At 36.4% G+C, this 16,193-nt stretch carries 17 protein-coding genes; 3 read left to right on the top strand and 14 right to left on the bottom strand.

Annotated features, from left to right (window positions below; all coding sequences use genetic code 11):
• The first annotated feature begins 206 nt into the window (after positions 1–206).
• Positions 207–401, top strand: a complete 195-nt coding sequence (locus CS937_RS14355; protein ID WP_099159163.1) for a hypothetical protein — start codon at positions 207–209, stop codon at positions 399–401.
• Between the two features lie 70 nt (positions 402–471).
• Here CS937_RS14355 and CS937_RS14350 read toward each other — a convergent pair whose 3' ends face one another.
• Together CS937_RS14350 and CS937_RS14345 are read right to left on the bottom strand one after the other, a co-directional pair.
• Positions 472–780: a hypothetical protein gene (locus CS937_RS14350; protein ID WP_099159162.1), complete on the bottom strand. Its 309-nt coding sequence runs from the start codon at positions 778–780 to the stop codon at positions 472–474.
• 89 nt (positions 781–869) lie between these two features.
• Positions 870–1,442, bottom strand: coding sequence for a TetR-like C-terminal domain-containing protein (locus CS937_RS14345; protein ID WP_099159161.1), 573 nt, complete (start codon positions 1,440–1,442; stop codon positions 870–872).
• Positions 1,443–1,593: 151 nt separating this feature from the next.
• Here CS937_RS14345 and CS937_RS14340 point away from each other — a divergent pair, with 151 nt between their 5' ends.
• A complete protein-coding gene (locus CS937_RS14340; protein ID WP_099159160.1) occupies positions 1,594–2,355 on the top strand; it encodes an SDR family oxidoreductase in 762 nt (253 codons plus the stop codon).
• 141 nt (positions 2,356–2,496) lie between these two features.
• On the opposite strand, the gene CS937_RS14335 is transcribed toward CS937_RS14340, so the two are convergent.
• From CS937_RS14335 to CS937_RS14285, 12 genes are all read right to left on the bottom strand, one after another.
• Positions 2,497–3,051 (bottom strand): GNAT family N-acetyltransferase, encoded by a 555-nt coding sequence (locus CS937_RS14335; RefSeq protein ID WP_425445473.1) that lies wholly within the window; start codon positions 3,049–3,051, stop codon positions 2,497–2,499.
• Positions 3,052–3,116: 65 nt separating this feature from the next.
• The gene (locus tag CS937_RS14330; protein ID WP_099159158.1) at positions 3,117–3,776 is read right to left on the bottom strand and encodes an HAD family hydrolase; all 660 of its coding nucleotides are present in this window, start codon (positions 3,774–3,776) and stop codon (positions 3,117–3,119) included.
• A 179-nt stretch (positions 3,777–3,955) separates the two neighbouring features.
• Positions 3,956–4,138 carry an aminoglycoside adenylyltransferase domain-containing protein gene (locus CS937_RS19830; RefSeq protein WP_281251926.1) on the bottom strand — a complete coding sequence of 61 codons (183 nt, stop codon included), beginning with the start codon at positions 4,136–4,138 and terminating at the stop codon, positions 3,956–3,958.
• Positions 4,065–4,745 (bottom strand): nucleotidyltransferase domain-containing protein, encoded by a 681-nt coding sequence (locus CS937_RS14325; RefSeq protein ID WP_281251912.1) that lies wholly within the window; start codon positions 4,743–4,745, stop codon positions 4,065–4,067. The genes CS937_RS19830 and CS937_RS14325 overlap by 74 nt, the downstream gene beginning before the upstream one ends.
• Positions 4,746–4,865: 120 nt before the next feature.
• A complete protein-coding gene (locus CS937_RS14320) occupies positions 4,866–5,339 on the bottom strand; it encodes a DinB family protein (protein WP_099159157.1) in 474 nt (157 codons plus the stop codon).
• A gap of 170 nt (positions 5,340–5,509) precedes the next feature.
• On the bottom strand, positions 5,510–6,802 hold the full coding sequence (locus tag CS937_RS14315) for an MFS transporter (protein ID WP_176555842.1): 1,293 nt from the start codon (positions 6,800–6,802) through the stop codon (positions 5,510–5,512).
• Between the two features lie 110 nt (positions 6,803–6,912).
• Entirely contained in the window at positions 6,913–8,058 is a 1,146-nt protein-coding gene (locus CS937_RS14310; protein ID WP_099159155.1) for a winged helix-turn-helix domain-containing protein, read from the bottom strand.
• A 10-nt stretch (positions 8,059–8,068) separates the two neighbouring features.
• On the bottom strand, positions 8,069–8,248 hold the full coding sequence (locus CS937_RS14305; protein ID WP_099159154.1) for a hypothetical protein: 180 nt from the start codon (positions 8,246–8,248) through the stop codon (positions 8,069–8,071).
• 150 nt (positions 8,249–8,398) lie between these two features.
• Positions 8,399–9,505 carry a glycosyl hydrolase family 8 gene (locus tag CS937_RS14300; protein WP_176555841.1) on the bottom strand — a complete coding sequence of 369 codons (1,107 nt, stop codon included), beginning with the start codon at positions 9,503–9,505 and terminating at the stop codon, positions 8,399–8,401.
• A 23-nt stretch (positions 9,506–9,528) separates the two neighbouring features.
• Positions 9,529–10,806 (bottom strand): glycosyltransferase family 2 protein, encoded by a 1,278-nt coding sequence (locus tag CS937_RS14295; RefSeq protein ID WP_099159152.1) that lies wholly within the window; start codon positions 10,804–10,806, stop codon positions 9,529–9,531.
• On the bottom strand, positions 10,799–12,553 hold the full coding sequence (locus tag CS937_RS14290; protein ID WP_099159151.1) for a polysaccharide deacetylase family protein: 1,755 nt from the start codon (positions 12,551–12,553) through the stop codon (positions 10,799–10,801). The genes CS937_RS14295 and CS937_RS14290 overlap by 8 nt, the downstream gene beginning before the upstream one ends.
• A 76-nt stretch (positions 12,554–12,629) precedes the next feature.
• Positions 12,630–14,360 (bottom strand): DUF2334 domain-containing protein, encoded by a 1,731-nt coding sequence (locus tag CS937_RS14285; RefSeq protein ID WP_099159150.1) that lies wholly within the window; start codon positions 14,358–14,360, stop codon positions 12,630–12,632.
• A 179-nt stretch (positions 14,361–14,539) separates the two neighbouring features.
• Between CS937_RS14285 and CS937_RS14280 the strand changes: the two genes are divergently transcribed.
• Positions 14,540–16,006: a potassium/proton antiporter gene (locus tag CS937_RS14280; RefSeq protein ID WP_176555840.1), complete on the top strand. Its 1,467-nt coding sequence runs from the start codon at positions 14,540–14,542 to the stop codon at positions 16,004–16,006.
• The last annotated feature ends 187 nt before the right edge of the window (positions 16,007–16,193 follow it).

The following is a 16,193-nucleotide window of genomic DNA, read 5'->3' as shown; positions in this document are numbered from 1 at the left end:
TCGACATCTCTTTTCGATTATAGATATGAACAGCGAACTATTTTGGAAAAATTTTTTAGGAGGAAAAACATATGAATTATTCTAATCCAAGGTATAACTTTTTCGACCTTATATTGGGCAACCCTTATTTATGGCGAAACCTCAGATGAGAACTAACCGATAATCAATGGAAATTGGTATATTTCTTTATCATTGGAGGGATGTCAGTGAAGGACATTGCTACACAAGAAAACACAACCATTGATACGGTAAAAAGCTGGGAGCAGCAAGTTAGGAATAAGCTAAAAGAAGCAGATTTACCAAAACGTATTTCCTGGGACAGGGGGACAAGTTTATTGTCCCCGTCAAATTGGAAGAGTGATTCGCACGGCGGTGCTTTGGGTTGGCTTACTCTTACATGAATAGATCCACCGTCAGCAGAGGTGTGCTTTCCTAATCGAACACAATCAAGATTCCTCTTTCTTTTACCTCTTAGAAAACGCCAATTGTGATATCATAGTAAAAGCCAAACTTACTTTTCTTCATACAAACGCCAGGAACAGCTTGCTCGGTACCGTTATTCACTTTAGGATTATCTATAACATAGCATTTACCATATTTATTACTTTTAGAATCAGGTTTATCTTGTATATCAGTTGTAAAAGCTTCTATTGGATAACCGTTTAAAAATATGGTCCGTTTTATGACTAAGTGATTGGAAAAAGACATCGAAAAATAAAGTAAAACAAAGAATAAAACTACCGATGAAATACTTATGATTACTTTTGTTTGTTTTCTCACAAAATAAATGCCCCCTAAAGATCTTCACTTTATCTGGAAATTAGTTTCTTTTAAAACAAAACATCAATCTATTTATATAACAACTACACCTATCGAAAAGGACTGTTAATCGATAAAATAGTGATAAGCTGTTGATTTAGCTCTTGGATAGATGTCTTATATCCTTGTCGGTGCCATTCAATTAAAATTCCAAGGATAGCATTCGTCTGATAGCTAATTAGATAGTCTACTTGTATGTTAGATTCGGATTGCAATTCTATTTCATCTAAGGTTTCTTTCATAAACGAACGCACCGTATCGAAAAGTAGATAAAAATACATCATTGGAATACGTTCATCGAAGATAATCTGATAAAAATCCTGATATTTTTTCACATGATGAAAGATTCGGATCATGTCCGCTTCGATATTTTGAATATGAAAGTTCGTCTTATGGTAAGGCTCCTCATAAGATTGCCTAAAGTCTTCTACAATCACCTCCAAATAATGCTTAAAGACACCGTGGACATCTTTATAGTGGGAATAAAACGTTCCACGGTTAACTTTTGCTAAACGGCATAGTTCTGCGACTGTAATCAATTCCAAAGGTTTTGTTTTCAATAAAGTTAACAAAGCATGTCGTAAGCTATCCTGCGTTTTTATAATTCGCAGATCCTGTTTCATATTTTTTTCTCCTCAACTTAAACACTTTTGCTAATAAGTGTCTATTACGCAACATTATTTGCGTTTTCCGTCGTTTGTACATGTTTTCCCTATCCAGTATAATAGTTAATATACACATGTTCAATATTTTTTTATTTGGGAGGGAATTAGGATGAAATTAAAAGACAAAGTGGCTATCGTTACTGGTGCAGCTTCAGGTATGGGGAAGGCGATTGCAGAATTATATGCTAATGAAGGCGCTAAAGTGGTTGTTGCCGATCTAAACTTGGAAGGTGCAGAGACAGTAGTTAAAGAAATCACACAAAATAATGGAGTGGCGAAGGCCGTTCAGGTAAATGTTGCAAAACAGAAAGACATTGATAATATGATTGACACAGCCGTAAATGAATATGGAACGTTGGATATTCTAGTAAACAACGCTGGTATTATGGATGGATTTGAGCCTGTCGGGGATATTCTTGATGAACGGTGGGACTTAATTTTTGATGTTAATACAAAAGGTGTTATGAGAGCAATGCGCAAAGCACTACCTATTTTCTTAAAAAAAGGAAAAGGCGTAATCATTAATACCGCTTCTACTGGTGGATTAAACGGAGCCCATGCAGGTGCAACATATGGAGCATCCAAGCATGCAGTTATTGGTCTTACGAAAAATACAGGCTATATGTATGCTAAGAAAGGGATACGCTGTAATGCCATTGCCCCAGGTGGAGTAGCAACCAATATTGCATCCTCCATGAAAAATGTTAATCAATTTGGCATGGAACGAACCAAAGCAGTGCAAGAAGTAATGCCTAGAATAGGTCAGCCTGAGGAAATTGCCCAAGTAGCTCTATTCTTAGCATCTGATGAATCAAGTTTTGTAAACGGTACTGTTATAACCGCTGATGGTGGATGGACAGCAGCATTCTAAATAAAATCCTTAAAAAAGAGGCTTTCGAGGTTGTAAGTTTTAACCTTTTAGAAGGCTTCTTTTAATTTTCTACTTACTTAAAACAATAATTTAAACTTTCTCTAAGACAGAAGATGATAAATTTAGGAGCCTCACAATATATCATTTTGTATTGAAATCTTGCTTTAACAATGAATACATGTATAAATCATCAAATTTTCCACAAGTAAACTCATAACTTCTCAAAAGTCCTTCTCTAATAAATCCCTGTTTTTCTACCAACTTTTGTGATGGTATATTAGGAGGTTCTATTAACGCTTCTATCCGTTGTAAATCGATCTGCTCAAATCCATATCTAATAACAGCTTCAATAGCCTCACTTGCTATTCCTTTCCCCCAATGCTCTCTACTTAACTCAAAACCAATTTCAGAACGATAATGTTGTGAAACCAAGTTAAGAAAACCACAACTCCCAATTACCTCGCCTTGGTCCTTCAACGTAATCCCCCATCTTATTCCTGTTCTCTTTTTGAGGATTGAATGATACCAGGAAATCTCATCCATAGCATCATTAATTGACTTAAATGGCTCCAATCCTACGTATCTCATTACATCTTGATCAGATAAATACTTTAGAAGACTGCTCGCATCCTCTTTTGTTACTTGTCTCAAAACCAATCTATCCGTTTCAAGTACAGGAAATACACTTACTTCCACAACAATTCCCCCTTACAAAACTGAAGCGCCTAATCTCTTAGTGCAATGGACATCCTTTAGAATATCTATTTATTTAGCCTAGGTAATATGGTTTTCAGCTCAATTAGATCGTCTATTACCATATCAGCATGAGAAAGTTCATCTTTTCGTGCAAAGTCAAAATTACAGCCTATCGAGACTAAACCATTATCTCTAGCCGCATTAATATCGGATAGACGGTCCCCGACTATTGCTGCTTTTTTAATATTATACTTTCTTATAATAGTCTTAACTAAATCTGCTTTATACAGCGTTTGTATCTGTTGAACACTAAATGTTTCAGTAATCCAATTATCCAAATCATAGTAATTTACAATTGCATTTAAATATTCTATTAAACCATTACTTGCTATGTATATTGAACAATCGTTCTCTTTTAAATAACTGAAAACCTCCCTTACATTAGGATATAAGGCACCTTTTCCTATTCTTATATTTTCAACTAATCTTTCCAGAAAATAAGCATCAGTTTGTTCTCTTACTTCATCAGAATGTTCAGGTAGTAAAGTTTCCCATACTTTTGGTAAAGGGACACCCATAATTTCACGGTATTTATCAATAGGGGTTACGGTGTGCCATTTGTTTAGTGATCGTAACTGCTCAAAAGTATCATCAAGTGATAATTCTAAAATTTTATCTGTTTGAAATAGTGTTCCGTCCATATCAAAGATTAGTGATTGAGACATTTTTTCACTCCATTTTTAAATTACTGTACTACCAATAACAATTTCGCTATCAGTCCAAGAAACAATGAAATTAAAAACCAATTAAGACCCGATCTGTTTCTCCCTTGTGCTAAACCAGCATTAATAAGAGCAAAAGTACACCAACCAACAAAAATTTATTCGTAAACTTCCTCCACGCTTTACCTTAATAACTCTTGTACATTACTAGCAATATAATTTTTTATTAAAAGAAGTTCATCTTTCTTAAAATCATAAACTTCTTTTTCATTGGCATAACTACGAATCACTTTATGCATAACAAAGTTCATTTCTCCCGGTAATGATAATAGCCCCCAATTGCCAGCTTCTTGCTTCGATGAAATAATTCCTTCTTTTAGATACAGAAAGCAAATTTAATGTACAATATATTGGTTCCTCTTCAATATTCTCTAAACACGCTCGGAAGTCTCCCATAATCGAAGATACATAATGTGAACGTGGAACAGAAGGGAAAATTTCAGCAATAGGCTTTCCATCTATACATACCCCTCTATTAGTGATTATAGTTATATGTGCTGCTAAATCAGCATCAGTCTTAATCACTTCGTTTAAATAGTGATACGCCCCAGTAGCCAAATCATCTTTATAACGTCCCCTCCAAAATTCACTATAATGAAAATCAAACGGACTAGGATGCTTCCAATTTTTTAATTGTTTATCATTCAAAAAACTTACTTCCACTGGATATGGATTATCCGAACAAGTTAGAAAGAATTTTGCTAGTTTCCGCTTAGTTTTAGTAGTCATAGAATTGTTCGTAACTACTAAAATATCAATATCACTTCTATTCGGATTGAAGCCTCCCATTGCTAAAGACCCGTGTATGTAAAAACCGAGATAATTTTCCTTTATAATTTCTTTAGTCTCGTTTAGAAGGTGAGAAACAAAATCCTTTACATCAGTTGAGCACGTTTTCCAACTATAAGCCATATTTATCCCACCATTTAACTTTGTATGGTTAACCGACAACGTTAGCACAAAGAAAATAGAGTTCTGATTCCTTCATTGTCTTCAACTCTTGTAGCGAAAATAATAAAATCACTTGTTTATTCAATTCCAGCCTTTTTGCAACTTCCTTATATAAACAATTTGACCAATATGATAAGCATTGTGCGTAATAGCATTTCCGAGTAACTGATACCATTTAGCTGGTACAGGGAATCCATTTACATCACTTTTGAGTTGTTTCTCGGTTAGTAGACCTTGCCATTGTAATAGCACCTCTAATAGACGCTCTCTTAATTGATTAAACGTTTTGTTTTCTGGAATAATAAAACTTTTATCGTTATTTTCAATAGACGGAACAACTGTGATGTCAGATTGTTGGTATCTTAATTGCCAAATTTCATTCCAGTAAATTAGATGCTGCACAATTTCAGCAATACTATGACTATCTACATTAGGCCGCCAAAATGCTTCTTCCTCCGATAAATTTTCTACTGCTTCTGTAAATGGAAGATACCAGCTGGGGTCATTGGCATTCGCCAATAACTGATCTAATAGAACTTCTTGAACATGTTTCATATTTTCATCTCCTTCATAAGGTACAGAGACCTTATTAATAACTACTCTATTTTTTTAAATATGCTTATCGATTTGCAACTCCCCTGTTCCATAACTTGTGAACCAGCACAATCAAAAATGCTCTATCGGTGTGTGTAAACCATTATCACCATAGTAATCAATTATCAAATCTAATCCCATGTCCCATCAAAATGCCGCTTCACATCCTCTTTAGCTTGTTCCTGGCCTACAGCCGAGTTCTTCTGTTTCCAGATGAGCTTTTGGAAGAGAGTTCCGGCAGCGCCGATCACGGTGAGTCCAATACCGATAATTTTAAAAGCCATAAGTACACCAAACTGATTGATCAGCATACCGCCCAGTAGCGGACCGGCTATAAATAAAATACTCAAGGTAGAATCTACAATTCCAGAGACCCTGCCAATTGCTTCTTTTGGTGGTTCCTTTTGAATTAGATAATTTACCGCAGTAAACATAATCCCATTGCCAATTCCACCTAGCAAAGCAAGCCCAATTGCCAGAATGATAAAGCTGTAATCACCTAGCAATCCAAACCCCCCAGTCATTAAGCCAATGAGCAGGCTGCCAGAACCAAAGAACCAGCCGTAGTTTCGGATCTGTTCCAGCCTGTTTAGAAACAGGACAACAAGGAGGGAGCCGATTCCAATCGCCGATATCGCCCAACCTGTCAGTTCGGCTCTTTTAGGGAATACCTCGCTGAACAATGTAACAATTTGAGCATCAATCATTTGAATCGTTAAAGTACTGACAATCCCAAAAATGATGCTTGCTAAAAGGATCCTACTTTTCAAAACTATGCTCCAGCCTTCCTTCCATGAAGCGAAGAATCCTATTTGTTCTGTTGTTTCGAGTTCCTCCTTTTTTTCTGGAACTTGATTTTTCAAGTGAACCCGAGTCAGGATGATTCCGGACAAAACGAAAGAAAGAGCATTTACAACAATTGAAATGTCTGGAGAAAAAACACCCGCCACCGAACCACCGATAAGCGGACCAACTACCTTTACGAGCTGAAACAGGCTTCCGTTAATGGTTACTGCCTTCAAAATGTCATCTTCATCAACAATATTTCTCATCAGTCCCTGTTGGGCAGGTAAACTTACCACACCTACCGTATTGCGGAACAAAAGAACAGGCAGGGCAAGCATGGGGGCAGGGGTAAAAACTAGCAGCAAAGTTAAACCCGCTCGAATCCAATCGGAATGGACAAGGATTTTCAGCTTATCTCTTCGGTCAGCAAACACGCCTGCGAATTGCCCTAACAAAATGCTCGGAATAGCATACATGACAGGTATGAGGGCGATCAGCATCGGATTCGCCTCCCATGTGTATCGAAACAAAATAAGCACTGCAACAAAGTCAAACCAATTCCCTAAATCGGAAAGGGCATTAGCCGAAAAGAATTTGATAAAATTTCGATCTCTCCAAATTGATGCATTTTTCTTCATCTGTGATACCTCCATGATATTTTCTCCTATTAACAATAACGAGCGAATATCAGAGAAGTATCAGAGGATAGCAATTTTTGAATTTTTCTGCGATGCAGAAGCCTACAATGTTATTTTAAATAAAAATCAAGTTGGCTTTGAATCCTTTGCTGCAATTCAGTAAATTTATATTCTTCAGTATACTTTTTCCATACTTCTTGGTAATGGGCGTATAAGTCATCTTTCATTTGAAACTCATTTAAATAGAATAGGATAATGTTCAGACTGATCAAGATCCCGGGAATGTATTTAGCTTTCCGGAACAGTTCGAATCCTTGATCGAAGTAATACTCCGCTTCGATTTGTTTCTTCAATGCTAGGCTATTTAATCCTTTGATAATTAAAAAGGTTGCTTTTTCCCTTGAAAAAGGATATTTTACGAGTATTTTTTCCATTTCGGTCATCTTTTCTTGTATGGAGGCAATATCATTTTCGAGAAAGGCAAGATAAAGCTCTGTTAGTGAAATCAGCGGTATAAAACCTTTCAGTTCTTTTTCGTGAATTGTCTTTTTTGATTGACTTAAGAGACTTTCCGCTTCACTAATCCGCTTTGTGAATATTAAAAGAGACAAGCGGTTCAGTAACTTTATTTCTTGCCGATGATATTCAGGCAGCTCTTTAGCTGCCAACGCTCTGGTGAAATAATCAAGACATTTCTCTTTATCCGCTTCAATGTAGGAATATATATGAAGAAAGTAATAGCATTTTTCCCAGAAGGAGATTTCCTCCGCACCTATAAACCACTTGAAATTCCCCTTCATGAAATGGAGATAAAGGCGGCTTTGAAGATCAAGCTCAAAGCCAAACACAGCTTGATTTTCCTCAAGCAATTTTAGAGCATCACCCTGGCCATAGAGATGATATTTGTGAAAGAGGACTTTCACATTGGAAGAGACTTCCTCATCCTTTAACAAAGGACTATCATGTACCTCTTTATTAAGCCTTAATTGGTAACCCTGTCCCCGTACTGTCTTTATACCAACAACAGAAGACAGTGGTGACAACTTTTTTCTAATCCGGTAAATATGATCATCAACTGTCCTGTCAATCGGAGCTTCCATTGGCCAAACCGCATCAAGAAGTTCTTCCCTAGTAAAAATCCTTGATGGACTTTGATATAAAAATTGGAGCAGTTGAAATTCCTTTGGTAACAGAACGACCTCTTCGGAACGATATTTCACTTTATAATCACCAATGAAAAACTTGAGCATCCCCATTATTTCACCTTCATGGGACAAGGGGTCTGTCCCTTTGTCCCACTAATAAATCGACAGGACGATAAAATTCATTATAAAACTGACCATACAGTGTTAGTGAAAGAAGCCCAACTACTATAAATATAATAAATGCATCTACAATTCCCGCTCCAAATCTACTCCCAAAATCCACTGGATTACTTACATCCATGTAAACACCCCTTGTATTAAATTTTGGGGACATGGGGTCTGTCCCTCTGTCCCTCTATTTTAACACAAATATTATGAATATAAGGTCAAGTTATCAAACAACGTTATTCACCAGCTCAAATCGAATGTCCTACCATGCTTTTGCAATTTGTTAATCCTCTCCATCAACCTTATCCAACTTCCGCTCTGCCAACAACGGTACCAAATTATCAAAAATGTGCGTATCTCCCACCTCACTAATCGAGTATCCACCATAATACGGGCTCTTATAATCATTATCTTTAAATGCAATCATTCGCTCATACAATTTACGCGCAAAGTCAACTTCGTCCATTTCCAAAGCATACATAATTAAAAAACCATAAACAGCCGGGGATTCATATTCAACTGTCGGCTCTTTTGTTTGAATATCATATTTTCCATTAATAATGCCATGCCGCTCTATTTCCGCCTTCACAAAGTTTAAAAATTCTGCTGATACAATCCCCACCTTTGATTGATGATATGCCATTAGTACTTGGTCTACCATATTAACATCTCTATCGAACTTATATGATTGTTTCCGAACATGATATGATTTAGGATAAAATCCATTTTTCAGTGGTGCATCCTGTAAGATTGCCAGTGTGTTATCGTATATTTGGCTATCTATCCAATTACGTTTTTTTAATTTTTTAAGTGCTAGAGGATCGATATAGGATAATGTAACGTGATTGCTGCTGTAGTTGAGGCGTCTTTCATAATAATCAGTAAGTACGTTGTTATTTTTACTGAACTTGTTAACATAACGACTAATTAAATTTGCAGTTTCTACATAATTTTCATTTCCCCACTTTTTGTCAGCTTGAAGTAGGGCATCTATAATTCTGAAATCGTCCACTAATGCATTTGTGTAAACATAGCTTTTACCAGATGCATTTATTTTCCAGCTGATATAGCCATCTTTTTCGAGAAAATAGTTTTGTAGGTTCTGATACGTTTCATCAAAAAGTTGTTTGTCTTCTATTTCAAGGGCGTACAACATCCATAATCCTAACGTTTCTGATAATGCTTCCCTGCCTTTCACTAAATCCTCATCAACAATATTGCTGTCTTTTATGTAAGTAGCAAGCGTACCATTATTATTTTGCAGACATCTTACGATAAAGCTTTCAGTTGGAAATTTTTTAGGCTTCTTTTTTTCAGGTAAATTTAGAATGATAACAATAATGACGATGATGAATATTAACATTACCAGTAGTTTAATAACTTTTCTCACCCTCCTCCCCCCACATCCTAACATCAAGCTGTACGGTCTTTCTCCAATTCCTCTTGTTTGTATCGTTTCGTTTTATACCATTTTACTTCTTGTTTAAACAAGATTCGTTTTATCTCTAAGAACGTTGCATTTACAACTAGAAACAACCACAGCTGTGAATAAGTTAAATACATCAAAAGCACGGTGAAAAAGTTTTTCCTATTGAACTGATCCTTTTCCATACTTAACGATAGCAGTACCTCTGTCACAAATAGGAGAAACCCTATGATTAGCAAGGCATAGGATACTAGACCAATAGACAAGTTTAAATCGAAGAATAAATTGAGAATAAAAATAGTATGGGAAATCATTACACCACCGAAGAACAAAAGGTATGTAAACAAGAAGTAGAATAAATCAAGACCTACTTTCTTATTTTTTAATTTATGGAATTGCATGAAGAACTTGCCGATAACATATAAATTCCCGCGTGCCCACCTTGTTCGCTGCCGCCACCATACTCGAAGTGTTTCCGGCTCCTGTTCCCAGGTTACAGCCGACGGGAAGAACCGGATATGATAGCCTAAGTTATAAACCCTAAAACTTAATTCGGTATCCTCTGATAATGCCTTTTCATCCCATCCACCTAACTCCTCCAGAATCGACCTGCGTATCGCAAAATTAGTTCCAGGAATGGTTGCCATTTTAAACCAAAACCAACGCCCCGCTTGTGCTAACCATTGAAATGTAAGTGTTTCAATATTAATAAGACGAGTGAGCAGGTTTTTCATGGCATTGTTTACACGGAATTTACCAACAATTGCTCCAGCTTTAGGGTCATTAGATAAACCTATTGTTAACCAGTAAATTGCATCGGATTCTGGTGTATTATCCGCATCATAGACACAAATTACTTCCCCTGTCGATTCACTAAGCCCTTTATTCAATGCTCCAGATTTTCCTTTACCTGAAAATGGTGGCCAATTGTGAATTACTTTGATAAATGGGTATCGTCTTGCATAGGAATCTGCAATATCTCCTGTTTTGTCACTTGAATTATCATTAATAACAATTACTTCCAGCTTATCAAGTGGATAACTTAAGTTCACCATCGATTCCAGTGTATTTCCGATAACAACTTCCTCATTGTGTGCTGGGATTAAAATACTAACAGACGGAAATGAAGTCTTATTCTGCTGCCATTCTTTTTCAGATTTTCGATGCTGCAAGGAATGGAGGTATCCACCCTGCATCAAGAAAATGTGATAGAACAGCATAAACCATATAAGAAATAACGAGATATACATGAATACATCAGCCAAATCGACCCCTCCTTAATCGCTTCCTTGTAACGAACGTATAAATAGTGAAGAGAACTACCGCCAACGCCCCGACACCAACCATCCACCATGTCAGACCTTTAACCGTCTCTTTAAAGTGATACAGGAAATAATCGAAGGATGACATATAAAGACCTAAATTATCAATATTATCAATTCTTTTTCCATTGTCGGTTTCAATTTTGACATTATCCGCTGTCACTGTATGGTCCATTTTTTTCAGATCTATCCATTCTATTCCTGGGATTTTCTCCATCCTATCGAGAAGTTTTATAAAATCATTTATATCTAAATCAGGATGAGAAGGATGAAAAAAAGCCGCCACCATACCATCTCTAACAATTGAGTATTGTTTTGCATCGTTGATCATCCTCTTAATTACTTTTGAATCATTTGGCTGCACATACCCCATTGTTTCTGGAAGCAATGTCATACCTTTTAAAAAGCTAGGCATTGTAATGTAGGGAGCTGTAGTCATAATTTCCCAGTCTTCATCACTAACTTGAACCTGGCCAACATAGGTTGAAAAATGATTAGACGTAACAGCGTAGCCATTTTGTGACATTGTATAATGCGGCGCTTCAAAGGCCAGTGGATAAATACCATAGTTTGTCAGCTCCTGAATTCCTTTCGTCAGTTTCTCTTCAACATACTTCTTCTCAAACTCCTTTTGTTCTTTTTTATACATTTCATAATCTGCAGCTGTATCGAAGTCCTGCTTCGTTTTCTTAATTACTTTTTCGTTTGGTCCATGATAAATTGGCATATTATTTTCTACGTCCCAAAACTCGTATCCTTCTCCTGTTTCACTCTTTCTAAATTGGTGGGTGTAGCCATGCATAACAATATTTCCTCCATTGTCCTGCATATATTTCAGTGCTTTTATCACATGAGGAAAGTCAGACATGTGATATTCCTCGTGCGTTTTAGGGTTTGTATAAACGGGTATAACTGCCACCAAATAGGGTATGTCACGTTTTTTAAGCTCCTCAGCTACCGCCATCAGTTTTTCTACATTAACCATTGGATGAATATCCTCTAATCGAATATAACCAGGATGGACGTTCTCATGCTCCTCATCAAACACTTCATGTAAAACTTCTCCTAGATAAATCGATAGTGGTGGCTTTATATCTGATGAAGCATAATAATAATTCTGTTTATTTTTTACAAACAATGGATAGACATTTTCAGATCCGTGGGTAACCTTTATTAACTCTTCCGTTTCTTTGGTCGTATTTACGTTTAACACTGTATGAGGAATTATACTTTCCACCTTTTCTCCCTTCCCCATCAACAATACTTTTGAAAATATCGCTTCCCCTTGTGGTATAACAAAAGAAAAACGTTTTCCCAATTGGGCGACATTATGTCCCAAAGCAACGACTGTACCGTTAAAAGAATCTAAAATGCTAGTAAACGAGTTTGGTAACTGTTCCTTCATTTGACCAAAGTAAAACAGGTGTGTAACGTTTTTCAGATCATTTTCTTCAATCTCCGATGTATTTATAAAAGTAATATTCATTGTAAAATGACCGGTCAGCAGGTCGAGCATCCGTACATTATCATTAACCTCACCACTTTGTGACGAATAAACAACTAACACTTTTGGATCATTCCCAGCTGAATTTTCGGCATCCACCTGTATACCATTAGTAAATAAAGTCATGAATAGGATTCCGACCAGCATTAAAATCTGAGGTAATCGCTTTTTATGTGTTAAAATCATTTTTAGCCCCCTAGGTGTTCTTTATTTTATATTCATTTGTTCTTATTAAAGAACTAATGATTATAAAAAAATAACCTTACCCATTTCGTATCCTTCTAAAGAATACATACGACAAAAATGCCATGAACATTGTTGTTCCCGAACCTGCCAAAACCCACAGTACATTATCCTTTGACAGTTTGATAAGATACGTAGGAAACTCCGTGGAACCTGATGAACCCTCGTCACGGTCTGTCTTATCAGAAACTAGCTTTCCATTATTTATAACGACTCCACCTGTTTTAACAGTATTATTCACGTCTTTTATATCAATCCATTCCAAATTTGGAATTTTCTCCATTTCATCAATCAGATCAACAAGTCCATCCACACCTAAAAATGGGTGATAAAACCCACCGATAATACCATCCCTGACAATAGAAAAATCATTTACCCTGTCTTTCATTTCCTGAATGGACGTTGGATCGTCATAACGAACATATCGGATTGTTTCAGGAAGCAATTTCATTCCATGTAAAAAGGAAGGAGACGTGATATTCGGAGCTTCGGTCATGATTTTCCAGTCGTCATCGGTAAGCTGAACTTGCCCAACAATCGTTGAGAAGTATTCTGAAACAACCTCGTATCCATTTTGCGACATTGCATAATGCGGCGCTTCAAAGGCGACAGGGTTTAACCCATGATAGACCAAATCCTGAATTCCTTTATTTAATCTTTCTTCGATGTACGCTGTTTCATATTCTTCTAAATTTTTTATATAATTTTTATAAGCTGTGCCACTAGAAAAGTCTTCCTCCGTCTTGATTGGAGTATTTACCTCAGGACTTTGATAGATTGGACTGTTTTTTTCAATATCCCAAAACTCATATCCATCGCCCGTTTCTCCAAGGAAGTACTGATCTGTGTATCCATGTAAGATAATACTTCCACCATTATCCTGCATATACTTTAACTCCTTTACCAGTTCTGGTGCATCGGAGAGGTGATACTTTTCTTCAGTTTCTGGATTTACATAAACAGGTATAACTGAGACCATATACGGAATATCCCTTTGTTTTAGAATCTTTGCAATTTCACTAACATATTCAGGATCAACTAGTGGATGAATATCCTCCAGCCTTAAATATGCCCGTGTTGATGTTTCATGTGAAATCTTAAATACATTATGCAATGCTTCCGCTAAAAAGTTTGAGTTAGGTGGGAATAAATCATTCATAGCGTAATAGTAAGCATTTTGATGGTGAACGAATAATGGATATTCCTTATCGCCTTGACTTACTTCAATAAGGACATCCGTGTTATCCTCAATTGTGATCTCCATAACTTTTTGGGGTTCAACGGTTCGTTTTCTTTTTTCATTTTCAGAAAAAAATATTTCCGTATATTCCTTTACCCCAACAGGTTTCATAAACGAGAATTGAGTTTCTAATTGATTTGCATTATATCCGATAGCTACAACAGTACCAGTGAATGTAGAGAACATCCTTAAAAACGAATTGGGTAATTTATCTTCCACCTGACCATAATAAAAAAGATGGGTAATTCCTTCTAAATCCTTTTCTTGCACTTCATTACTACTTTTAAAAGTCACATTTGTGGTAAAGTGACTAATTAACAAATCTAATAATCGCTGATGCTCATCAACTTTTCTGTCTCGTGAAGAATAGACAATTAACACATTCACGTTCTCGTATTCCTTGTCAGATGCAGCTTTTGCAAGGGAAGGCGGAAATAGTAATCCTAGAAATAGTATTCCACACAGGAGTGGCTTAAGACCATATTTAGCATGATGACGATTCCTGATCATTAACTTCCCTCCTTAAATATAGCTATTGTTCTTATTAAAGAACATACACGAACTTTATAAAGAATTCAAGTGTTTTTTATTTTCTTTGACTTTGCTAGTAGAAAGCACACGCTTTGTTTTTTATCAGAATTTTAGGTATCATTATTTATACAGGCTATGATTGGGGAGGATTATAAAACTTGGATTTGACTGTAGAAATGTTAATATTTTTATTCTCTGCAATGCTAATTATTGGTGTATTGGCTACAAAATTCTCTTCGCGTTTAGGATTACCTTCACTTGTTTTATTCCTACTTGTAGGTATGGCACTCAATGAATTTATTTACTTTGAAAATGTAGAACTTACCCAGCTAATTGGAATTCTTGCTTTAATCATCATCCTGTTCGATGGTGGTGCACATACAAAATGGAATCATATTCGTCCAATTATCGGGGCTGCAAGTACATTAGCAACGTTCGGTGTGTTGATTACTACCGTAGTAACAGGTCTCGCTGCTATGTTCATCCTTGATTTTTCTTTATTGGAAGGGATGCTCTTCGGTGCGATTGTAGGATCTACCGATGCCGCTGCTGTCTTTTCCGTTTTAGGAAATAAGAACATTAAAAAAAGACTTACCTCTACACTGGAAGCAGAATCTGGTTCTAATGATCCGATGGCTGTATTTTTAACAGTAGCGTTTATTGAAATGATTCAAATACCTGACAGCTCTATTTGGAATGCTATTGGAAGTTTCTTTATACAAATGGCACTAGGACTACTATTTGGATTAATACTAGGTAAAATAATTGTTCTGATCATCAATCATATAAAGTTGGATGCAGCTGGATTATATCCGGTACTTGCGATGGGTATGGCTATTTTTACATATGTCATTACCGACCTTGCTGGTGGTAGTGGATTACTCGCCGTGTATGTAATGGCTGTATTTGTCGGTAATAGTGACTTAATGTACCGCTTCACCATCTCACGTTTTAACGAAGGTTTTTCCTGGATGATGCAAATTTTAATGTTTATCCTGTTAGGACTGTTGGTATTTCCAAATCAATTAATAGGCGTATCCTGGCAAGGTATTGTGTTATCCTTCATATTAATGTTTATTGCCCGTCCAATTGCAGTTTTCATCTGTATGATTTTTATGAAATATAACATAAAAGAACAATTATTTATTTCCTGGGCAGGATTAAAAGGTGCTGTCCCTATCGTACTTGCAACTTATCCTATTGTGGCAGATATAGAAAATAGTCAGGTAATTTTTAATGCAGTATTTTTCGTTGTACTTATTTCTGCATTGGTACAAGGTAGTACATTATCATGGCTTGCTTCAAAGCTAGGACTTTCTGGAGAAAAGAGCCACCAAGAATCGCCAAGTATGGAGTTGATCAATCTAGGTAACACCGACTCGGAAATTATGGAAGTAGCAATCACATCAGAATCACCGGCAGTTAACACTTCTTTAATCGATCTGGAACTACCTGATAATACGCTGATTATTGGAATTGTACGTGGTGGTGAGTTACTGACTCCAACAGGAAACTCTGTCATAGAGGATCATGACACGTTATATGTACTGATAAACAAGAAAATCAGGGGAAAAGTGAAAGAAGTGCTGTATGGGAAGAACAGAAAAAAAGAACGGAAAAGTTAATTTAATAAATGAAAAATCTCGGTTTGATTGGCTGAGTACTCATAACTGGAGTAAGTGGAGGCGAAAGGCGTGGGATAAAAGCATTGGGAAGTGATCCGGTTGTGATGATGAAAAGCGGAAGAGTATTTTGGATCGTTGATTTGGCAAATTATGGATTTAAAGATTTAAATGATTCCTCCACTTACAC

The organism is Virgibacillus ndiopensis (genome assembly GCF_900187325.1).
GTDB lineage: Bacteria > Bacillota > Bacilli > Bacillales > Amphibacillaceae > Virgibacillus_E > Virgibacillus_E ndiopensis.
This window is presented reverse-complemented; position numbering and strand designations above follow the sequence as displayed.